Source organism: Sphingobacterium kyonggiense, from assembly GCF_039536825.1.
GTDB lineage: Bacteria > Bacteroidota > Bacteroidia > Sphingobacteriales > Sphingobacteriaceae > Sphingobacterium > Sphingobacterium kyonggiense.
Genome location: NZ_BAAAZI010000006.1, coordinates 345,575 through 365,302, shown reverse-complemented (window position 1 = coordinate 365,302; position 19,728 = coordinate 345,575). Strand labels below are relative to the sequence as shown.

Sequence of the window (19,728 nt, the reverse complement as noted above, 5' to 3'; positions counted from 1 at the left end):
AATAGCTAGCTTAAAATGGCTTAATGTTAAATGTCGTATGAATTCAACCCCAACTACGATACCCCATTGTTTCATTTTGCTTTGTGACTCTAAGGGAATTTTAACGGATCTGATATGGATCTCCTTCGGATCTCGTTCGGTCGGAACCGAACGAGATCCGAAGGAGATCCGAACAAGTTCCGAAGGAGATCCGAAGGAGTGACGAATAATACCCTTGTGAGAGACGGTTAGACAACAGACAAAAGACATCAGACTTTAAAAGAAAATTTGGGTTGTCAACCTAGAAATTAATAAGAGAACTGGAGGTGTTGGACGGTAGCTATTTGATAATAAAATAGGATGGAAATAATTTTGATTTTAGGAATACAAGAAAAAGGAGCTGTTTTTGTCTGCTTTCATGATATCTACTATGAATAGATCTGGAAAAGAAGGTCTATTTTACCACTTTCTGTTGAACAATACGGTGCACACGGTACATTAGGCCAATACAGATTAAAATGCTAATAAAGGTTATAATGCCTAAAAGATTAAAATTCTGAAATCCTTTTCCGTCCACGGCATCTACCAAAACCGCTCCACCTAATATGGAAGCTATTCCACCGCTAGATTGTTGAATTGCGGAGTTTACATTCATAAAGGCACCACGCTCCTGGGCTTCAGGTATGGCTGTAATCATAGCTGTGGCACTGATAATCCGGGAGGAAACAAACAACATCATACCGCTAAAGGCAACAGCCACCATAAAGATATTTCCTGCAGGCACATTGACAAACCACAGCATAAAGATCCCTGCCATGATACTTCCTAAAACAAAGAGTTTATATTTTCCCCAAGAATCACTTAGTTTTCCAAAGAAAGGCGAACCAATCAGTGTGGCAATACCCGCGCTAAAAAATACGTAAGGTAATTGTTCCTCCGAATAGTTCAGATCAAACACTAAGTGTGGTGTTATATAAGGCTGCAATAAAAATCCTCCAGTAGCTAAAAAGAATGTTGTGGAGAAGGCAACCAAATATTTTTTATTGGAGAAAATCCGTTTGATTACTTGAAAATAAGACTTGGATAATTCAGGATTATACTTAGAAGGGATAGGTTGCATAATCCGTTTAATCATGATGAGGTTTATAAGTCCAATACTGACTACCAGGTAAAATGGCACATGCCAAGACCATTTATGGGCTAAGTATAAGCCTAAAGGAATTCCGAGAATCTGGCTGGCTGAGAATGCCATTTGTATAAAGCCCATTACTCTCCCTCGAATTTCATATCGAAAATAATCGGTTACAATCGCAAAGGTAATCCCAGACATAACACCACCGAATACCCCCGCTACCACCCTCGCTCCCATTAAGAAATAGTAACTAGGAGCAGTAGCACAGAAGATGGTACCGATTAAAAATCCGACATACATCATCATTAAGATTTTCTTTCGGTCAAATCGATCAATAAAACCTGCTAATAGAAAGCCTGATGCGCCCGCACTCAAGGCATAGGCCGAAACCAATATACCAAATTGATGAGTGGTGATATCTAATGCATCAATCAATTGCGAACCTAAAGGTGCCATGACAGCAAAATCTAGAACTACAGTAAACTGAACAATGGTCAACATAGCAACCAAAATGGCTTCGTAACGGCTAAATATCATATGTGTACTTTCATTAATAGTCATGATAAAAATAGAACATAATTTGAAGAAAACGCCCAAAAGGTAAAATATAAGATTTGTAGGCTTGGTAAATATTATGATTAAAAATGGTTATTTTGCAGGATATGTATTTGGAAATCGATGGCCAAGGCTATGAATTAATCAGCTCCTCAGAAGCAGGTATTAGTCTTGATTTTAAAAATCCTGAACTTCCAATTATTTATGCTCATCCATTACAAAGCATAGATCAGGTAAAATCCTTTGTAAGGGCATTTAAAAAACCAAATCCATTTGTTCAAACCTCCCCTGTATCCAATCTTGAATTCTTGCAAATCAATATATTTGACAGTAAAGTGGCTGTTAAAATAGTACGGGCACCAAAATTTTCCTGTTTCTGGAAAGGAGATATGGCCACATGTAGTCTCCCAAATCGAATGGATATGGGGAATGATATCATTCAGGAAAAAATAGCTGATCATTTATTTGAACAATTTATACAACATCGCGTTTCCTATTGGGAGGAAGAGTTGAATGTGTTAATTGGAGAAATTCATTTTAGAAAAATGCAAAGACAGCATTTTAGTTTAAAAAAGGAGAATTCCGACCTTACATTCAACAAAAACAATAAACAATTTACAAAGCGGATTAATGATTATATGGTCTGCAAGGCTATTTTAAGTTTATTTAATGATCGAACAAAAACAAATAAACACTTACAAGCTTATTTTGCAGAGCAACAACAGATAGAAAAGATTATAGAACATGGATAGTAAAGAATTTAGATTTGAGCTTAAAGTTGATGAGCATGCCTTGAAGGGATACAAAGAAAATCCCAAGGACCTAGCGAAATTAATTGATAAGGAAGTCATCAAGGAATTACAGGACTTTGTTTTTGATAACTTAAAGGATAAAGATGGAAGCCCTGAAGTCGCTGAGATAGAAATCAAGCATTTTAAATATGTAGAAGCAGATCGAAAAGGTTCGTTTCGCTTGCAGTTTTTAATTGACCGACGATTTTGCTGTTCGGATACGGATAGCTGTTCAGCAGATTATATCGACTTTCAATTTCAGGTTGAGGACGGAATGCTTCAGGCTAAAGGCGGATATTTTGATTGGACATTATCCAATTAAATTCTTACAAAAGCACTTTTTATAAAACAGCAAAAAAGCGCCCTGAATCATTATTCAGAGCGCTTTTCTTTTATAGTTATTTCAATTCAATTAACCAAATATTTCATTAAGTTCTTTCGCTAATCTCAAGCCCGCTTTTAAAAGACATGCTTCCATTGGAGACTTAAATTTGAAAATGTAATCGTAAGAAAGCTTATTGTTTTTCGCTACATCATCATAAATTACATTCGCCAAATTATGCGATTCATACAACCACTCTTCAAAAGTTGAATTGCTGTATTGTTTGTAGAATTCCTTTTCATAGTCCAATACGCGAGCATATTCAGTAAAAGACCATTTCTCATTATCCACCAAGTCACTATCCCAAACACGGTGTATATTGCCCTCACGACCAAAGAAAGTAATAGGGATTCGGTTTCCACCAAGGTCCTCAGCCCTACTCACATGCATGGGTTGATGAGCATCGCCTAAAAGGTGAACCACAAAATATAAAGCTTGCTGTCTTTGTTCTAGGCTTAGGTTTTTATCGTTTGCTTGTTGTCTAACACGTTTATAGGCTTTGTAGAGGTTTTCCTCAGGCGAGTTTTGTAATGCTACAAGAAACTGTTCGTAGGTCAAATTCCCTGGCGTATTTAAAAAGTGCCAAGTCCCTGTCCGGTTAATTAGAGTATCAGGAGAAGACTTAATAAAATCTGCCCAGTTCGACCAATAGGCTAATTTTTGATGGCCAATAAGTTTTTCAATGTTTCTTTTTGCCTTTCTGCTAAGGTGTTTTTCAGCAATCTCCGAGATGACACGATGCCCTGTTGTGCCCCAAGCTAATACATCCTGACTAGCGGTCAAGAAGGTAAAGAATACAAGAATTCTAGCTACTAATTTCATATACTGTTTATTATTTAAAAATATCAAATCCATATTGTGCTGTGGACCAAAAACTGTCTAATGCCATGATTCTTGGTTTAAAGAATGAGATTAAATCTGGCCAATCTTCTTGTTTGAAAACCGATACTCCTCGGATTTCGGTAAATATTCGGGCTTTAGCTTTGCCGTATTCGTCATAAAAATCCAAATCCCAGATCCACTCTTCTCCTAGTTCTTCTTCTAAGAGCATTTTATACTGTTGAAATTGTTCGAATATCAAAGCCCGGATTCCCTCATCAGGATTGGCAATCTCAATAGCGATTTGTGCGACCTTATTGCTAGCTTCCATACGAAAGAAAAGATAGCGTATTCCAGTTTTGTAATTTACCCAGGTGACCTTAGTACCATCCGAACTTGGGACGACGGACATATACTGCCCAAAGCTTGTCCAAAAATTTTCCTTTATCCTTTTCGCTTCTTCTCTTGAGTACAATTCACTAATTTTAAGGCAAAGCTAGGAATCTCCTTAAACTTTTCTGGCCTTTACGTTGTTTTATATACAGTTTTATATTAAAAAATTACAATGGATAAGAAAAAATCACTGATCGCCCTTTCTGCTGTAGCCCTAGGCTCGGTAATTTATAATTATTTAAAACCCGTAAAATCCAATGTGGAGGTTGTTCGCAACTTTGATATCAAACGGTACCTTGGAAATTGGTATGAGATTGCCCGTCTGGATTTTAAACATGAGAAAAATTTACGTAACGTATCTGCAGAATACCAACTCAATGATAACGGAACTGTAAAAGTGATCAATCAGGGTATTGACCAAAACACTGGCGAGGTTAAGCAAAGTATCGGAAAAGCAAAATTTGTAGGTAGTGAAACGGAAGGTGCTTTAAAAGTATCCTTTTTTGGCCCTTTCTACTCTGGTTATAACATTGTTCAGTTAAATCCAAACTATGAAGATGCCTTAATATTTGGCGACAATTTGGATTATATATGGATTCTTTCGAGAACAAAAGAGCTTTCAGAGGATCGCAAAAAAGTTTATTTAGATTATGCTACTGCATGCGGCTACGATGTTTCTAAATTGACTTGGACCGATCAAGGTGATATCCTCGAAACTACAGGCCAAATACCGGTTGAATAACAGAATAGTCTATGGTCGTATCTTGAGAAATGGCTTCTGCCATTTCTTTAAGATCAGCCTTACTAATCACATTTCCTAGGCCGGAATTAAACAAAGAACACAAATGAAGGGCTGCTTCCTTTTTATCCTCAATGGCAATAACAGCACTTCCAACATAGAAGTTTAGGATAGAGCCTGCGTAGATTCCAAATAAGGAAAAATCCAAATTACTCCCCTTTTGTTGAAGAGCTTTTAAAAATTTCTCAAAGTCATCTTGAAGCATGGTTTTTTGGACAGGATTTAGCATGGCACAAAAGTACTAAAGCTTATCTTAATTTCAACATCCATTTCTATGGAAGATTTCTGTTGGTTTTGCTACAAAAAGAATTAGGGATAGTCCATCAATTCGATTGATTTCCTATCCCTAATCTGCTAAACACGAAGTCTAGCGTTATGGTTGTATATAAAAGCGTCAAATTAAAACGCTTTAGGTTTTTTTCGATTAACCAAGCCTATTTACGAACAGATACCGAAACTCGACGATCTTGTACACGATCAGATTCTGGAGCAGAAGCATCAAATTTCGCAAATTCAGAACCATAGCCTTCTGTCTCAATCACCTGACCACCTACACCTTTTGCATCAAGAGCATTCTTAACCGCAACCGCGCGTTCGTTGGAAAGTTTCTTGTTATACGATTCATCACCTGTTTTATCGGTATATCCTCCGATTTTAATTTTCAAATCTGGATAAGCTTTTAATATTTCAGCAATATTTTCCACTTGTACCTGACTTTCCGGTAGGATATTCGAAGTGTTTGTTTCGAAATTCAAGTTATCAAAATCAAACCAACGGTTTTTAAGTTCTTCTTCAGTCATGTTGCTATATCCTGCATTTATGAACTGTACCAATTGATCTTCAATACCACCTTTATAAGCGTTCAGAGTTTTACCATCTGGCAAAGTAACCATTATTGACTCTCTCACAGGAGTTGCAGAGGTTGCAGCAGAATTATCTACGGTCATGGTATCCGAAGGAGTCATCATAGCTGTTGAGTCTACTACATTGTCCTTATCGTCATTTCGGAAGTTCTTTCCAAACAGGAACCATAATAACAATAACAGTAAGGGTATCAATAACCACCAAAGGCCACCACCCTTTTTACGTTCTTCCTGATGAACGACAGGTTCGTTCGGGTTACGGATAGGTCCAACTGGATCAACTCGTTCACGCATTGGCACTACAGAGTCTTCTACTAGAACGTCTTTAACTGGATCAACAACTGGTTCTGTATGTTTCGGGATGGCATGTCCCACATTGGACGCGGCATCTCCAAATAGGCCTAAGGAAAGGCCGGCAGGTAGAGCTGATAAAAATCCAGATTTTTGTTCATTCAACTCTCCCGTAATACGATTAGCATCCCAATTGACACCATTCATGGTAATCGCTGAAATAACAGATGGAATTGCAGATTTTAAAATGTTCATTACCGATCCGGAATTCGTTCCTAAGAATCCAGAAAGTTTTTCGAGAACAAAATCTAGCTTACCACCGAACAATTGTCCGATGATTCCTTGTACCTGTTCTCCGAAACCAGAGTTAGGATTGTCAAGTGGGACATTAATATCTTGCCCTGGTTCATTCGTTCCGGTAAACATACCTTTGAAACGATCTAATATGCCTTGAAGAGCACCTTCAGGTTGCTGTTGCAAGCCTAAGAATAGTGCAGGTAATGAGGCATCAAGGCCTTGTTGTACTTTTTCATTTGTCATACCCTCGTTTGCCGCTAGGCGGTCAATGCTTTCTCCTGTTATCAAGGAGCGGGCAGCGTTTAGCAATCGGTTTTCCATAATAAATGCTATTAGTGATAATCTACAAACAAGCGATGTAATATTTTGTTTGCAATTGCACTTATAATTAAATTAATACTATCTTAACAAGAGAACCTTAATTTTGTAGCAGAGGATATCAATCAACTTATTTTAAAATGAACAAAAAGTTATCTGTATTAATTTTAGCCCTAGCCTTCTTTACAAGTTTTGCATACGCACAGAAACAACCCAAATATATTTTCTTTTTAATTGGAGATGGAATGGGTCTGAGCCAAGTAAATTCAGCGGAATTATTTCTAGCGGCACAAAAGAAACAACATGCTATAGTCCCATTAGTATTTAGTAAATTTCCACATGCAACCTTCGCAACCTCCTATTCATTATCACATGGAGTAACCGACTCTGGGGCTGGAGGTACTGCTTTAGCTGTTGGTTACAAAACAAAAAATGGTGTTATTGCCATGGATAGTGCCGGCGTAAAACCTTATAAAAGCATTGCCTATTTAGCAAAAGAAAAAGGCATGAAGGTTGGGATTACCACTTCGGTAAGTATTGACCATGCTACTCCAGCATCATTCTATGCCAATCAACCAGACCGTGATATGTATTATGAAATTGGTCTGGATATCATCAAATCAAATTTCGATTTCTTTGGTGGATCTGGTTTCTTAAAACCTACCACCAATGCTAAAAAAGAAGAAGTAGCTTCATTAATTCCCCAATTAGAGAAAGCGGGTTATCAGTTTTTCCACGGAATTAATGAATACAAACAAGCTAAAAACAAACAAGCTAAAACCATCTTGATGAATAATAAAGGTGCTGATGCAGTATCCTTAAATTATGCCATAGATCAAAAACCTGGCGACCTAACTTTGACTCAAATCACTGAAGCTGCGATAGAATCATTGAAAGACAGTAAAAATGGTTTCTTTTTAATGGTTGAAGGTGGTAAAATTGATTGGGCTTGTCATTCAAATGACGGTGCAACTACTGTTCATGAGGTTCTAGACTTCAACTCAGCTGTTAACAAAGCTTATGAATTCTATGAGAAACATCCAGAAGAAACTTTAATTATCGTTACGGCTGACCATGAAACTGGAGGTTTGGCAGTAGGGAATGGTAGTTCAACATTACGCTTGAATAACCTTGCCAATCAAAAAATATCTCAAGGTGCTTTATCCGGCATTATTAACGATTTCAGAACCAAGAATCCTTCAGCAAGTTGGGATCAAGTAAAAGAACTTTTAAGCCTACATACAGGATTATGGAAAGCTATTAAGGTTGCAGAGAAAGAAGAAAAAGAAATTTTCGCTGCTTACGAAAAGAGTTTTGTAAATCATCAGAACGAAACAGAGAAGAGTTTATACGCTACAAACGACAAAATTGCTTCTTTGGCTGTACATGCAGTAAATAAAGTAAGTTCATTAAGCTGGGCCTCAGGTGGCCATTCAGCAGCTTATATCCCGGTTTTTGCTATTGGAGTAGGTGCAGATCAATTTAACCATAAAATGGATAATGTTGATATCCCTAGAACTGTCGCAAAAATCGCTGGCTGGAATATTCCATAAATCATATAATAAGTATTTTTTTGGTTTAGATTTCATATTCAAAAATGGAAAAGGCATGAGAAATCATGTCTTTTTTTTATTTATTACTTTTTGATTCAATATTCCTGATAAAAGGATTCTGAAAGACATATATGATTTCTATATTCCAATAGAAAGGATTTAAAATATTGTTTTTAATAATTTACAAATGCTTTAATTTTAGATTGCTATTATTAGTATATTCAATAGACAATAATGATGTTTTCCATTTATGTTTTTAAGTACATAAGCGAACTATTAACCAATTAAATAAGACAAATCCCACTAATATGAAAGCTTTTAAGATCTTCTTGTACATAGTCAGTTGTATTATTTTCCTTGGTCCTACAAGTAGTATATTTAATGGAAAATTCAACTTATTTGGGTTTCCTCAGGTTTATTTTCAACGTGCTGTTTTTGATTCAAATGTAAATACTGGTTTTTCATTATCTTTTACTCCTATTAATTTAATCTTGGATTTAGTTCTGTTGATTCTTGTGATTTGGCTTATTAAGCGATTTATCAAATAATAAAAAATTGCTGTATGCCCAGACCATACAGCAATTAATCTGTTTCCATCTTAAATAATCAAAGGAACAATAAAGTCACAGATTTGAAGTAATATTGACTCTTTTGAAAACCTTTATGGACATTCATTTAAGTAGCCATAGCTGGACTACTTTCTCCCTTTCCAGAAAGAAATAACAATCGATCTACACGCACTTCAGTACTTTGCTTTTCTTCTCCATTTCTATTCGTGTATTTGGAGTGTACTAGCCTTCCTTGAATTAACCATAGGCTTCCCTTCTGCCCTTTCTTTTCCAAATGCTTTGTTAAATTTCCCCAGACACTTAGAGTATGCCATTGGGAGTTAGTTACTTGCTTATTGTCCTTATCTAGGTAGGTGATGTTCGTCACAAACCTTATTATACAATAGGCAACACCATTTTGACTAACTTTTACTTGTGCATCTGTACCTAATCGACCTAGCAACTGTACAGAATTTCTTAATGAACTCATAATCATAACTTTATCTTGTTTTATTATATTAACCACCATAGGGCTTCTAAACACAATTCAAAGTTCAGTAGTTCCTTAAAAATCATTCGTATACCAATTGGTTATAGGTGATTATAAGTGATTATAAATGATTAAAACAATAGAAATAGTACTATGCCAGACAAAACATGTAATGAATGCCAAAAAATAATTCGCGGGCGATCAGATAAAAGATTTTGTGATGACAATTGCCGAAATGCCTATAACAACAGGAAGAATAGTAGTCAGGATAATGTTTTGCGGATGATCAACCGCAAACTCCGTAGGAACAGAAATATTCTTCAGGAATATCTTGGTGAAGAAAAAATGATTAAGGTGAATAAATTCAAGCTTTTAACCGAAGGATTTACCCTTGATTTTCACACGCATACCATTCTGACAAACAAAGGACAAACGTATTTCTTCTGTTATGAATATGGATTTTTAGAAATTGAAAATGGTCTGCTTTTAATTGTCAAGAACAATAAAAACCTCAAACAACAAAAAGTCCTCAATGCAAATACCTAAACCTTTTTTGTCAACTGTTTTCTTTGAGCTGAAAATCCTTTCAGCTCTTTTTTATTGATTGGAATATTAATTCCATTCAATTTATCATCCCAAGGAGTAATGCGTGTTGCCATTATTATCTATACCCCTTAAGGGAAAAATAAAAAAAGCTGCCTAAATGTCCTAGACAGCATTATATGTTATAAATAAATCTTCTGCACTTCATATTTTATAAATAAGTTGCCATAAATATTTGCTGTTTTCATGCTTTCCTATCGTGTAGAAGAAGGTAATTTCTAACTAAGGGATCAGCTTTAAACAGGTACTTCGATTAAAATAAATTCTGCCTTGGTATCTGCTTTAATGGTTACATGCTCTTCACCAAGTATGGCCAATCCATCTCGAGTTTGTAACTTTTGGCCTCCCACTTCTACATCACCACGAATTACGAATACATATAATCCATTTTTCTTGTCCTTCCAAACATATTCCCGCGAAAAACCAGCTGTAAAATCTGCCCAATGAATCCAAGCATGTTGATGGATCCATACGCCGCCATCATCTGCATTTGGTGAAAGTATTTGGAGGAAATTATTATGCGCTTGGTCAAAATCAATCTTTTGTTGGTCATACCGAGGTTCAACATTTTGCTCATCAGGAATAATCCATATCTGTAAAAATTCTACAGGCTTACTTTCGGATTGATTGTATTCACTATGTTCAACGCCAGTTCCTGCGCTCATGACTTGTATTTCCCCTTTTTTGATTACGGAAGAATTACCCATGCTATCCGTATGAGCCAACTCTCCTTCTAATGGAATGGAAATAATCTCCATATTGCTATGCGGATGACGTCCAAAGCCCATTCCTGGGGCTACTTGGTCATCATTTAATACCCGTAAAGCACCAAAGTTCATGCGCTCAGCATCATAATATTCAGCAAAGCTGAATGAGTGTTTTGATTGTAACCAACCGTGGTTTGCATCGCCACGCGTATCTGCTAGGTGTAAACTGTATTTTGCCATCTTAATATTTTCCTTCCTATTTAGTTATAACACAAAGTTGAAAAGAAATGTTTCTCTAAGCATTGATGTAGGATAAGAAAAACACTACTAAAGTAGACCTTCATCCTTAAAACTCAGGTATCCTGAATCCGTGAAGATCAAGTGATCTAATACTTGGATATCCATCAGTTGAGCAGCTTGAACAATTTTCTTGGTCAATTGCTTATCTGGTTCACTTGCACGTAATGTGCCAGAGGGATGGTTATGAGCCAAAATAATAGAATGGGCCTTATTACTAAGCGCATAGCGCAGTATGATTCGGATGTCTACAGGTGTAAAGTCCTGACCACCCCTACTAATCATTTGCCGATCTATGGCCTTACAACCGGTATTTAAATAAATTGCCCAAAATTCTTCATGAGGTAGGTCTTGGAGTTGATCTTTTAAGTATTGAAATGCAAGCTTACTACTGTTTAAAATATCCCTTACTTCTTCCTGAAAATCTTGTCTTCTTCTGCCTAGCTCTAAAGCAGCGATGATGCTGATGGCTTTAGCTTCTCCAATCCCACGAAACTGACATAAATCATTTACCTCTAACTTGGAAAGCCTTAACAAATTATGATTTACACTTCCTAGTAATCTTTTGCACAATTCTACTGCAGATTCATTTCTGTTTCCAGAGCCAATTAAAATGGCTAATAATTCGGCATCAGATACTGATCTTCGTCCATGTAATAAGAGTTTTTCTCGAGGTCTATCTGCTTCTGCCCATTCGCGAATGACCATTTTTTCCATATAATTCCTTTTTAACGTATTCTTCGATTTCTATTTAAAAATAACAAGAAAAAAGCATATATAAAACTCATTATCAATATGTTAACGACATCATTTTAGATTTTATACAGAAACCTTATCTTTGTAAACATTTCAAAAAGGTTTGAATATTATGAGTAAAGCAATTATCAAGACAGAAAAAGGCGACATGACTGTGGAATTTTACAACGCAGATGCTCCAAATACCGTAGCTAACTTTATTAAATTAGCTAAATCAGGATACTACGATGGTTTAACATTTCACCGCGTAATTAATGACTTTGTAATTCAAGGTGGATGTCCAAATACACGCGAAGGTGCTACAGGTGTACCGGGTACTGGTGGTCCAGGATACAAGATTGACTGTGAATTAACAGGAGAAAACCAATACCATGATCGTGGTGTATTGTCAATGGCACATGCTGGTCGCAATACGGGAGGATCTCAATTCTTTATTTGCCATAGCCGTAATAATACTGCTCACCTAGACAGAAACCACACTTGCTTTGGTAAGGTTGTAGAAAATGTTGATGTAGTAGATGATATTCGTCAAGGAGACCGCATTTTAGGAATTGAAGTAATCGAGGATTAATAATAAACAGAAAGCATGAATTTAAGAGGATTAGTATCTGTAACTGGAAAACCAGGATTATATAAATTAATTGGACAGAACAAAGGTGGGTTTGTTTTAGAAACATTAGATGCGGCTAAATTGAAGTCAGTAGTTAATCTTTCGACCACAAAAATGGCTACTTTAGAAGATATCACTATTTATGGTGAAGAGGAAGAAATCCGATTGTTAGATGTTTTTGAGACTATCAAAACTAATTCTACAGAACTTCCTGACCCTAAAGCTGACGGTACTACCTTACGTAATTTCTTCCGTGAGGTTGCTCCTGGTCATGATGAAGACCGTGTTTATTCATCTGATATTAAAAAAGTTATTACTTGGTACAATATCATTAAGGAACTTCCATTATTTGACGAAGAAGCACCTGCACCTTTAGTATAATTACTGAAACGGTACACAACAAAACAAAACATAGAAAAGCTCCATCAATCAAAAATTGATGGAGCTTTTTTCATTTTCAGGAAAACATTTACTTCCAGACTTGTTAATATAGCACAGATAGCCTTTAATTATTCGGATAGCATTTGTTATATTTAGGGAATAGCTGAAAATTGGTATTTCGAGCCAAATCAGTTAATAAAAATATTTTAACACATCTATGAGTTTAAACTACGAACTGCCTTTATTAGAAAAAGCCAATTACCAAGCTTTTTGGGATTGGTTTAAAGAACATAGTCAAGATTTTTACGAGACATTGCAGAAAGGCGAGTTGGTCGAAGAGGATTTAATATCGCTGTTAGCTCCTAAAGTCACTGAATTAGACTTGGGACTATATTTTTTAATTGGTTTAGAAGAGAATTCTGCGAAACTGGTATTCACGCCGGATGGCAATGTCCGCAAGGTTTATCTTGCAGAAGAATTGGTTGCTACAGCTCCTGAAGTCCCTTATTGGCGTTTCTCGGCATTGAAACCGCCAACTAATGTTAGTTCATTTTCCATTCGAATGTTGGACCTGGAGTTTGATAAGGATAAAATAAGCTTTTACCCAAGAATCAATCCCTCCTATCCAGATGAAATAGATTTGGTCATGATTTATCGACCATTTCAAGAGGAATTTGCAGATGAAATTACCAATGGTGTTTTCATTTTCTTAGATAATTTTTTGGGTGAGGAAACTATGATCGATCGAATAGACCGATTGGAGGTTCGAGGTCCTGGGGATGATATTCCTGAGGAAATTCCAGTTGAAAAACTACCGGATTATATTGATTGGCGAGAAAAAGAATTTGTCGAGAAGTATCAAGACATAACCTTTGACCTTAGTGAGGAACAATACGCGGGGTATGAAGCTACTTTAGAAGATGGAACACCAATTATCTCGACCATCAATACAGGAGCCATGAAATGGGACCATAAAGCCTCACACCCGTGGATGTTTTTTATAACGCTACATTTTGAGGAAGTAAATGAAGTAGGATTCCCTACTGAAAAAGAATACAATCTTTTGAGTGACTTAGATAACCAAGCCTATCAGTTACTGCCTATCCTTGAAGGAAACATTTACCTCGGTCGTGAATTGGGAGATTCTCAGTGTGATATTTATTATGCTTGTAAAGATTACCGAATGGCTTCAAAAATTGCCGATTGGATAGTAGCAGAATATAAAGACAAATTGAACATCACAATTGATATCTTTAAGGATAAATATTGGCAAGCACTTGAGCGTTTTAATTTCTAACTTATGGAATTAGAAGATTTAAAATCCATGGATATTCAAATTAGACCTTATGAAAATAAGGATAAAGAGCTGCTATTAGATTTGCTCCGTTTAAATATTCCAACCTATTTCCACCCAAATGAGCTGGAAGATTTAGCAAATTATCTTGACAAGGAGACGGAAGATTATTTCGTACTGGAGGTAAATTCTAATTTACTTGCTTCAGGAGGAATTAACTATGATGAGGATGGACATACCGCAAAAATAAGTTGGGATATCGTACATCCAGAGTACCACAAGAAAGGATTAGGTTCTCGATTGTTGATTCATAGGTTAGCTTGTATCAGAAGCAAACCTTCTATAGAGAAAATCACCGTAAGGACTTCGCAATTCGCAGATCAATTCTATGGAAAACATGGCTTCCAAGAATTTGATCGTCAAAAAAACTATTGGGCCGAAGGCTATGATTTAGTAAGCATGGAATTCCAACCCATAATTTAAAAACTATGATTATTTCAAAAAAACAAATCCTTTCAATTGGATTAATAACAACAGCAAGCTTAATTTTTGGCAGCAGCTGTCAACAGAATAGTAAGACCAAAGAAACGGATTCGACTACAGATTCTTTACCTGAAAAACAGGTAGACTCAAATACTACGGAACTAAAATTAGATACGGCTTGGAAAGATTTAGGAGACTCATTAGAAGTTCCTGAGTTTGCCATTAAACTGGAGTTTTCAGAAAAATCTAAAAAGCTAATCAAAGAAACACAAGAGTCGGTAATTATTAGCACCTATTTGTTGGGTGTTCCGGCCGATAAGAATTCCTCAGCCTATAAAAATGATGGTCAGATGGCCCTTGCTAGTCAGGATATAGAGTTATTGCAAGAGGATTTTGCCATTGTGCATGGAATGAAAATTGCCAAAGCAGATTTAGATCTTTTGGAAAATAGAGATTTTGACGTATCAGTAAATGTATATTCCGGTCGAAGAAGTAATCCTAACAACGTACTTTCTGGAGGTTATTTCGATGGAAAAATATCTAGTGCTCGAGGAAAAGTACACAACATAAAGTTAGAATTGATAGAAGAGGCTCATCCAATTAATTAATAATTCTCAGCTAATTAGAATTTCGGTTAATAAGTACGAATAATAACCTTCTCTGTTACACAAGTTACAAGTACTTCCTTTTAATTCATGCATCTTTGAATAGATTCAAATGAAAAGAAAGTAGAAAGCAAAAGGAAAAGATTTATCGACAAGGACGTGGAAAAACAACAATTGAATCAAGCATATTGGAATGAGCGATGGGAAAATCGTCAAATGGGTTGGGATATTGGATATGCCTCTACCCCTATTGTCGAATTCATGGATGGCTACGAGAATAAGGATGCAGCTATTCTGATTCCTGGATGTGGCAATGCCTATGAAGCAAATTATTTACTGGATCAAGGATTTACCAACATTACGCTGATCGACATTGCACCTAAATTAGTGGAAGATGTCAGAAAAAGACTGGAAGGCAAAGCCAATATCAAGGTGTTATTAGGGGATTTCTTTGACCATGAGGGCTCATATGACTTGATTCTGGAGCAGACATTTTTCTGCGCCATTGATCCTACTTTACGTCCAGCTTACATCAGTAAATCAGCTTCTCTATTAAATGAAAATGGACTATTGGCTGGTGTATTGTTCAACATTCATTTCCAACGTCCTGGGCCTCCATTCGGTGGTCATGAAGAAGAATATCATTCTGCTTTCGAAAAATCATTTGAACTTCAAATTATGGAGCCTTGCAGGAATAGCATTCCTGAACGAAAAGGTTCTGAATTATTTATCAAATTGAAGAAGAAAGATGTACAGAATTAAAAATTATCTAAGTCAATGGAGCATCATGCGTATTTTAAGACTTGTTATGGGGATTGTAATCACTATCCAAGGAATTAAATCCGGTCAATGGATTATTACAGGATTAGGAATTATGTTTACAGCATTACCTCTATTCAACAGGGGCTGTGGTGCCAATGGCTCCTGTGATGTTCCTCAGAGAAGAAGGGAACAATAAAACAACCCTTTTATCGAATACAGTTAGTCTATTTATATAAGCTATCTGAACATTTTTACTTGCAAAATACATTTTATCCTTTTAGAAATTAAACATTTATGTAAATTAGCAGTTATACAGTTATGTTCAGATGGCTTTACATACCGCTAATCATCATGCTTTGTTCATTCGCACCAAAGCAAGTGTCAGCATGTGAAAAGCACTTGGAGACAACAGAAAAAAGTTGTCATAAACCAGATGAACAAAAACAACAAGAGAATGAGCATGCTTGTTGCAAAGATCATCCGCAAGAACATAAAGACCATGCTGGCAAATGTTCTTCAGAAAATGGAGCTTGCTGTTGTGTTGTTCCCCATGTATTAAACTGCTGCTTAATCAGCTTTGAATATGATTTCTCCACTATTATTCCAACAGAGGAGAAAGTTTATCAGACTTTAAGTCCTGCTTTAATAGCCTCAGGATTCTTTAGCATTTTTATCCCTCCTAAAATAGCGTAATACCTTCTCAAAAAAGTATTTATTTAAGCTACTCTGCTATTTCCAGAGCTTAGCTGCTATTTTATGTATTTATTATTTAGATAAAAATGAAAAGATCCATTCTTTTATTGGGTTTGTTGTTTGCCTTTGGTATGAACCATGGCCAAGCCCAAATTAAAAATCAAAAGACCGTTACTGCCAAAGTGAAAGGTAATTGCGGTATGTGCAAGAAAACCATTGAAAATGCAGGAAATGAAAAAAACATTTCATCCGTAGTATGGAATGCAGACTCCGAAACTGCAACTATTAACTTTGATCCCAATAAGACAAATGAGGAAGCAATTCTAAAAAAGATTGCTCAGGCGGGATATGATAATGAATCTTTCCGTGCACCAGATGATGTATATGCAAAACTACATGAATGTTGTTTGTATGAAAGAGATCATCAAACTCCTGCAACTAAGCCTACAGAAAATCATAGTAATCACAGTGATCACCAAGTTTCCCAAAGCTCGGACAATCAAGCAGCTAATGAGCTAAACAGCTTATTTGGCCATTACTTGGCATTAAAGGATGCCTTGGTAGCCAGCAATGGTAAACAAGCAACACAGCACGCTGAAATGCTAGCCAAAGCCATACAAGCAGTAGACATGAAAAAGCTAGCTGATAAAGAACATCAGTTATGGATGAAGGTTTACAAACAACTGGAACAGCAAGCTTCTTCCATTTCAAAAGATAAGTCAATAGACAACCAAAGGAAATCCTTTATTCAGCTATCTGAAAACATGTATGCCCTTTCAAAGGTCGCTAATTATGGCAAGACACTTTATTGGCAGCATTGCCCAATGGCAAATCAGAATAAAGGTGCTAATTGGTTAAGTACAGAAGAAAATATTAAAAACCCTTATTACGGCAGTAAAATGCTCACTTGTGGATCTGTTGTAGAGAAAATCTAAAACCAAATCACAACGCAATTATTATTAAAGTAAAGAGGGAAAACATGAAATATCATTTAAAATATAGTCTGACGGCTATATTCTTACTCATTTGTCTATGGGTTCAGGGGCAGCAGGTTGTTCGCTATGATTTATATGTGAAAGACACACTTGTAAACTATAGCGGAAAGACCAAGCCTGCAATTGCTGTTAATGGGGGAATACCTATGCCTACTTTACATTTTACAGAAGGCGATACGGCAGAAATCCATGTACACAATCAATTGAAAGAAGGAACTTCCCTTCATTGGCACGGAATATTCCTTCCTAATGAAGAAGATGGGGTCCCATTTCTTACACAAATGCCCATTAAACCAAAGGAACCTTATGTCTATAGGTTTCCCATCATCCAGAACGGTACCCATTGGTATCACAGTCATTCTGGAATGCAGGAACAAATAGGAATGTATGGGGCTTTCATACTCCATAAAAAACAAAATGATCCAACATTCCGTAAGGGAATTGATGACTTACCTAGTATACCCTTGGTTCTAAGCGAATGGACCGATTTAGATCCAGATAATGTGCATCGGATGTTGCACAATGCCAATGATTGGTTTGCGATTAAGAAAAATGCAACACAAAGTTACGCCGAGGCCATCAAGGCAGGTCATTTTAAAACTAAACTAACCAATGAATGGAAGCGTATGCTTGCCATGGATGTAAGTGATGTTTATTACGATCGCTTTTTAATTAATGGCTCTAGCGAGCAACAGCATTCTCAATTTAAGGCAGGTGATAAAGTTCGGCTTAGGGTTATCAATGCTGGAGCATCATCCTACTTTTGGCTTACTTATGCAGGCGGAAAAATAACGGTTGTCGCCAATGATGGCAATGATGTTGACCTGTAGAAGTTGACCGATTGCTAGTAGGAGTTTCTGAAACGTACGATGTTGTAGTCACAATCCCTGAAGATGGTTTTGCTTATGAATTTATGGCTACTCCGGAAGATAGAACAAACCATGTATCCATCTATCTAGGTAACGGAGTTAAACAACTTGTTTCTCCCCTACCAAAACTCAAATATTTTGAGGGCATGAAAATGATGAATGACATGATGAAGATGAATGGAGACCTCGATGATATGGGTATGAAAATGAGTCTTCAGAAAATGGATATGAATACTGTGATGTATCCGGAAATGGAAGGTAAAGAATCGCATCAACATGTAGAGGGAATGGAAATGCCTGATAAGGAAAACTCCAAACATGAAAATCATCAAGAAAATTCAGCCAACAAGGAACATACTGGTCATGAACAACATAATATGGCTGGCAACAGTAACCAAAGGGCTGAAATAGTAACCTTAAATTACGGCATGTTACGTTCTCCAACGAAAACGACATTGCCAAAGGATGCCAAAGTTCGAGAACTCCATTTCGAATTAACCGGAAACATGAGTCGATACGTATGGAGCATGGATAATAAGGTGCTGGCAGAGTCCGATAAGATCCTCATCAAGAAAGGAGAAATACTACGGATTACACTTTATAATAATTCCATGATGAGGCACCCTATGCATTTACATGGTCACGACTTCCGTGTCATAAATGGCCAAGGTGAATATGCCCTTTTGAAGAATGTATTGGATATCATGCCAATGGAGACTGATACTATAGAATTTGAATCTAACGTTGATGGAGACTGGTTTTTCCACTGTCACATCTTATATCATATGATGGCGGGAATGAATCGTGTATTTAGCACGGAAAACCAACCTCCAAACCCACATTTACCAGACAAGGCTTGGGCATATAAGAAATTGCAAAGAGAAAGCAATATGCCGCATTTTATGATCCAAAATGATTTTGCTACAAATGGTAATGATGGTGAACTCATGCTGCACAATACCCGATGGAGCTTGACCTCTGAATGGCGATTGGGTTATCAAAACATGCATGGTTATGAGGTAGAAACTCATTTAGGTCGTTATGTGGATAAAATGCAATGGTTCATGCCATTCATTGGTTTCGATTGGAGATACCGAAAGATGGAGCATAATGAAGTGGAGAAAAACCTGTTTGGTCAAAAGAACAGCAAGGATGAACGGGCGCTATTTAGTGCTGGATTTGCCTATACCCTTCCTATGCTAATTCGCTTTCAAGCAGAGGTGTATCACGATGGTACCGTTCGGTTAGGATTAATGCGTGAGGACATTCCTTTATCAAAAAGATTAAGAGGGGGATTTATGGTTAATACAGATAAGGAATATATGCTTGATTTACGGTATATCTTAACTAGAAACCTTGGAATCCGTGGTCATTACGATTCTGATATGGGATATGGAATTGGACTTTCCGTCAATTATTAAAGGAACTTTACACACAACTATTAATAAAATTAAGGCCTCCGC

At 36.6% G+C, this 19,728-nt stretch carries 24 protein-coding genes; 16 read left to right on the top strand and 8 right to left on the bottom strand.

Annotation, left to right across the window (positions count from 1 at the left end; all coding sequences use genetic code 11):
* Positions 1-433 precede the first annotated feature (433 nt).
* Entirely contained in the window at positions 434-1,672 is a 1,239-nt protein-coding gene (locus ABD676_RS06455; protein WP_344673776.1) for an MFS transporter, read from the bottom strand.
* Positions 1,673-1,755: 83 nt separating this feature from the next.
* Here ABD676_RS06455 and ABD676_RS06450 point away from each other — a divergent pair, with 83 nt between their 5' ends.
* Together ABD676_RS06450 and ABD676_RS06445 are read left to right on the top strand one after the other, a co-directional pair.
* Positions 1,756-2,418 carry a hypothetical protein gene (locus tag ABD676_RS06450; RefSeq protein WP_344673775.1) on the top strand — a complete coding sequence of 221 codons (663 nt, stop codon included), beginning with the start codon at positions 1,756-1,758 and terminating at the stop codon, positions 2,416-2,418.
* A complete protein-coding gene (locus ABD676_RS06445) occupies positions 2,411-2,779 on the top strand; it encodes a hypothetical protein (protein WP_344673774.1) in 369 nt (122 codons plus the stop codon). The genes ABD676_RS06450 and ABD676_RS06445 overlap by 8 nt, the downstream gene beginning before the upstream one ends.
* A 90-nt stretch (positions 2,780-2,869) precedes the next feature.
* Here the strand turns inward: ABD676_RS06445 and ABD676_RS06440 are convergent, their stop codons facing one another.
* Both ABD676_RS06440 and ABD676_RS06435 read right to left on the bottom strand, forming a co-directional pair.
* Positions 2,870-3,661, bottom strand: coding sequence for a S1/P1 nuclease (locus ABD676_RS06440; protein WP_344673773.1), 792 nt, complete (start codon positions 3,659-3,661; stop codon positions 2,870-2,872).
* Between the two features lie 10 nt (positions 3,662-3,671).
* Positions 3,672-4,133 carry a DUF4268 domain-containing protein gene (locus ABD676_RS06435; protein WP_344673772.1) on the bottom strand — a complete coding sequence of 154 codons (462 nt, stop codon included), beginning with the start codon at positions 4,131-4,133 and terminating at the stop codon, positions 3,672-3,674.
* A gap of 90 nt (positions 4,134-4,223) precedes the next feature.
* Between ABD676_RS06435 and ABD676_RS06430 the strand changes: the two genes are divergently transcribed.
* Positions 4,224-4,793: a lipocalin family protein gene (locus ABD676_RS06430; protein WP_344673771.1), complete on the top strand. Its 570-nt coding sequence runs from the start codon at positions 4,224-4,226 to the stop codon at positions 4,791-4,793.
* Here ABD676_RS06430 and ABD676_RS06425 read toward each other — a convergent pair.
* Together ABD676_RS06425 and ABD676_RS06420 are read right to left on the bottom strand one after the other, a co-directional pair.
* Positions 4,768-5,079 (bottom strand): hypothetical protein, encoded by a 312-nt coding sequence (locus ABD676_RS06425; RefSeq protein ID WP_344673770.1) that lies wholly within the window; start codon positions 5,077-5,079, stop codon positions 4,768-4,770. The genes ABD676_RS06430 and ABD676_RS06425 overlap by 26 nt on opposite strands.
* 205 nt (positions 5,080-5,284) lie before the next feature.
* Entirely contained in the window at positions 5,285-6,622 is a 1,338-nt protein-coding gene (locus ABD676_RS06420; RefSeq protein WP_344673769.1) for an OmpA family protein, read from the bottom strand.
* A gap of 137 nt (positions 6,623-6,759) precedes the next feature.
* Between ABD676_RS06420 and ABD676_RS06415 the strand changes: the two genes are divergently transcribed.
* Positions 6,760-8,172 (top strand): alkaline phosphatase, encoded by a 1,413-nt coding sequence (locus ABD676_RS06415; RefSeq protein WP_344673768.1) that lies wholly within the window; start codon positions 6,760-6,762, stop codon positions 8,170-8,172.
* Positions 8,173-8,847: 675 nt separating this feature from the next.
* Here the strand turns inward: ABD676_RS06415 and ABD676_RS06410 are convergent.
* Positions 8,848-9,210 (bottom strand): single-stranded DNA-binding protein, encoded by a 363-nt coding sequence (locus tag ABD676_RS06410; protein WP_344673767.1) that lies wholly within the window; start codon positions 9,208-9,210, stop codon positions 8,848-8,850.
* A 282-nt stretch (positions 9,211-9,492) separates the two neighbouring features.
* On the opposite strand from ABD676_RS06410, the gene ABD676_RS06405 reads away from it, so the two are divergent.
* The gene (locus ABD676_RS06405) at positions 9,493-9,756 is read left to right on the top strand and encodes a hypothetical protein (protein ID WP_344673766.1); all 264 of its coding nucleotides are present in this window, start codon (positions 9,493-9,495) and stop codon (positions 9,754-9,756) included.
* A 293-nt stretch (positions 9,757-10,049) separates the two neighbouring features.
* Here ABD676_RS06405 and ABD676_RS06400 read toward each other — a convergent pair whose 3' ends face one another.
* Both ABD676_RS06400 and radC read right to left on the bottom strand, forming a co-directional pair.
* The gene (locus ABD676_RS06400; RefSeq protein ID WP_344673765.1) at positions 10,050-10,760 is read right to left on the bottom strand and encodes a pirin family protein; all 711 of its coding nucleotides are present in this window, start codon (positions 10,758-10,760) and stop codon (positions 10,050-10,052) included.
* Between the two features lie 87 nt (positions 10,761-10,847).
* On the bottom strand, positions 10,848-11,534 hold the full coding sequence (radC, locus tag ABD676_RS06395; RefSeq protein ID WP_344673764.1) for a RadC family protein: 687 nt from the start codon (positions 11,532-11,534) through the stop codon (positions 10,848-10,850).
* Positions 11,535-11,685: 151 nt separating this feature from the next.
* Between radC and ABD676_RS06390 the strand changes: the two genes are divergently transcribed.
* The 11 genes from ABD676_RS06390 to ABD676_RS06340 all read left to right on the top strand — a co-directional run bounded on the left by ABD676_RS06390 (position 11,686) and on the right by ABD676_RS06340 (position 19,686).
* The gene (locus ABD676_RS06390) at positions 11,686-12,144 is read left to right on the top strand and encodes a peptidylprolyl isomerase (protein ID WP_344673763.1); all 459 of its coding nucleotides are present in this window, start codon (positions 11,686-11,688) and stop codon (positions 12,142-12,144) included.
* 15 nt (positions 12,145-12,159) lie between these two features.
* Positions 12,160-12,564 (top strand): DUF5606 family protein, encoded by a 405-nt coding sequence (locus ABD676_RS06385; RefSeq protein WP_344673762.1) that lies wholly within the window; start codon positions 12,160-12,162, stop codon positions 12,562-12,564.
* Positions 12,565-12,781: 217 nt separating this feature from the next.
* Positions 12,782-13,861 (top strand): DUF695 domain-containing protein, encoded by a 1,080-nt coding sequence (locus ABD676_RS06380; protein ID WP_344673761.1) that lies wholly within the window; start codon positions 12,782-12,784, stop codon positions 13,859-13,861.
* Between the two features lie 3 nt (positions 13,862-13,864).
* Positions 13,865-14,341: a GNAT family N-acetyltransferase gene (locus ABD676_RS06375; protein ID WP_344673760.1), complete on the top strand. Its 477-nt coding sequence runs from the start codon at positions 13,865-13,867 to the stop codon at positions 14,339-14,341.
* 5 nt (positions 14,342-14,346) lie between these two features.
* Positions 14,347-14,949 carry a hypothetical protein gene (locus tag ABD676_RS06370; RefSeq protein WP_344673759.1) on the top strand — a complete coding sequence of 201 codons (603 nt, stop codon included), beginning with the start codon at positions 14,347-14,349 and terminating at the stop codon, positions 14,947-14,949.
* A 156-nt stretch (positions 14,950-15,105) separates the two neighbouring features.
* On the top strand, positions 15,106-15,708 hold the full coding sequence (locus ABD676_RS06365; RefSeq protein WP_344673758.1) for a methyltransferase domain-containing protein: 603 nt from the start codon (positions 15,106-15,108) through the stop codon (positions 15,706-15,708).
* On the top strand, positions 15,695-15,904 hold the full coding sequence (locus ABD676_RS06360; RefSeq protein WP_344673757.1) for a hypothetical protein: 210 nt from the start codon (positions 15,695-15,697) through the stop codon (positions 15,902-15,904). The genes ABD676_RS06365 and ABD676_RS06360 overlap by 14 nt, the downstream gene beginning before the upstream one ends.
* Positions 15,905-16,059: 155 nt before the next feature.
* The gene (locus ABD676_RS06355; RefSeq protein ID WP_344673756.1) at positions 16,060-16,401 is read left to right on the top strand and encodes a hypothetical protein; all 342 of its coding nucleotides are present in this window, start codon (positions 16,060-16,062) and stop codon (positions 16,399-16,401) included.
* Positions 16,402-16,487: 86 nt separating this feature from the next.
* Positions 16,488-17,336 carry a DUF3347 domain-containing protein gene (locus tag ABD676_RS06350; protein ID WP_344673755.1) on the top strand — a complete coding sequence of 283 codons (849 nt, stop codon included), beginning with the start codon at positions 16,488-16,490 and terminating at the stop codon, positions 17,334-17,336.
* 44 nt (positions 17,337-17,380) lie between these two features.
* A complete protein-coding gene (locus ABD676_RS06345) occupies positions 17,381-18,226 on the top strand; it encodes a multicopper oxidase domain-containing protein (protein ID WP_344673754.1) in 846 nt (281 codons plus the stop codon).
* Positions 18,227-18,237: 11 nt separating this feature from the next.
* Positions 18,238-19,686, top strand: a complete 1,449-nt coding sequence (locus ABD676_RS06340; protein WP_344673753.1) for a multicopper oxidase domain-containing protein — start codon at positions 18,238-18,240, stop codon at positions 19,684-19,686.
* The last annotated feature ends 42 nt before the right edge of the window (positions 19,687-19,728 follow it).

Bases quoted from the DNA above. Each gene is read 5' to 3' on its own strand.
- ABD676_RS06420 (WP_344673769.1), bottom strand. From the start codon at position 6,622: ATGGAAAACCGATTGCTAAACGCTGCCCGCTCCTTGATAACAGGAGAA.
- ABD676_RS06350 (WP_344673755.1), top strand. From the start codon at position 16,488: ATGAAAAGATCCATTCTTTTATTGGGTTTGTTGTTTGCCTTTGGTATG.
- ABD676_RS06400 (WP_344673765.1), bottom strand. From the start codon at position 10,760: ATGGCAAAATACAGTTTACACCTAGCAGATACGCGTGGCGATGCAAAC.
- ABD676_RS06375 (WP_344673760.1), top strand. From the start codon at position 13,865: ATGGAATTAGAAGATTTAAAATCCATGGATATTCAAATTAGACCTTAT.
- ABD676_RS06405 (WP_344673766.1), top strand. From the start codon at position 9,493: ATGATCAACCGCAAACTCCGTAGGAACAGAAATATTCTTCAGGAATAT.
- radC (WP_344673764.1), bottom strand. From the start codon at position 11,534: ATGGAAAAAATGGTCATTCGCGAATGGGCAGAAGCAGATAGACCTCGA.
- ABD676_RS06440 (WP_344673773.1), bottom strand. From the start codon at position 3,661: ATGAAATTAGTAGCTAGAATTCTTGTATTCTTTACCTTCTTGACCGCT.
- ABD676_RS06455 (WP_344673776.1), bottom strand. From the start codon at position 1,672: ATGACTATTAATGAAAGTACACATATGATATTTAGCCGTTACGAAGCC.
- ABD676_RS06370 (WP_344673759.1), top strand. From the start codon at position 14,347: ATGATTATTTCAAAAAAACAAATCCTTTCAATTGGATTAATAACAACA.
- ABD676_RS06360 (WP_344673757.1), top strand. From the start codon at position 15,695: ATGTACAGAATTAAAAATTATCTAAGTCAATGGAGCATCATGCGTATT.
- ABD676_RS06410 (WP_344673767.1), bottom strand. From the start codon at position 9,210: ATGAGTTCATTAAGAAATTCTGTACAGTTGCTAGGTCGATTAGGTACA.
- ABD676_RS06450 (WP_344673775.1), top strand. From the start codon at position 1,756: ATGGTTATTTTGCAGGATATGTATTTGGAAATCGATGGCCAAGGCTAT.
- ABD676_RS06385 (WP_344673762.1), top strand. From the start codon at position 12,160: ATGAATTTAAGAGGATTAGTATCTGTAACTGGAAAACCAGGATTATAT.
- ABD676_RS06430 (WP_344673771.1), top strand. From the start codon at position 4,224: ATGGATAAGAAAAAATCACTGATCGCCCTTTCTGCTGTAGCCCTAGGC.
- ABD676_RS06380 (WP_344673761.1), top strand. From the start codon at position 12,782: ATGAGTTTAAACTACGAACTGCCTTTATTAGAAAAAGCCAATTACCAA.
- ABD676_RS06355 (WP_344673756.1), top strand. From the start codon at position 16,060: ATGCTTTGTTCATTCGCACCAAAGCAAGTGTCAGCATGTGAAAAGCAC.
- ABD676_RS06445 (WP_344673774.1), top strand. From the start codon at position 2,411: ATGGATAGTAAAGAATTTAGATTTGAGCTTAAAGTTGATGAGCATGCC.
- ABD676_RS06415 (WP_344673768.1), top strand. From the start codon at position 6,760: ATGAACAAAAAGTTATCTGTATTAATTTTAGCCCTAGCCTTCTTTACA.
- ABD676_RS06345 (WP_344673754.1), top strand. From the start codon at position 17,381: ATGAAATATCATTTAAAATATAGTCTGACGGCTATATTCTTACTCATT.
- ABD676_RS06390 (WP_344673763.1), top strand. From the start codon at position 11,686: ATGAGTAAAGCAATTATCAAGACAGAAAAAGGCGACATGACTGTGGAA.
- ABD676_RS06425 (WP_344673770.1), bottom strand. From the start codon at position 5,079: ATGCTAAATCCTGTCCAAAAAACCATGCTTCAAGATGACTTTGAGAAA.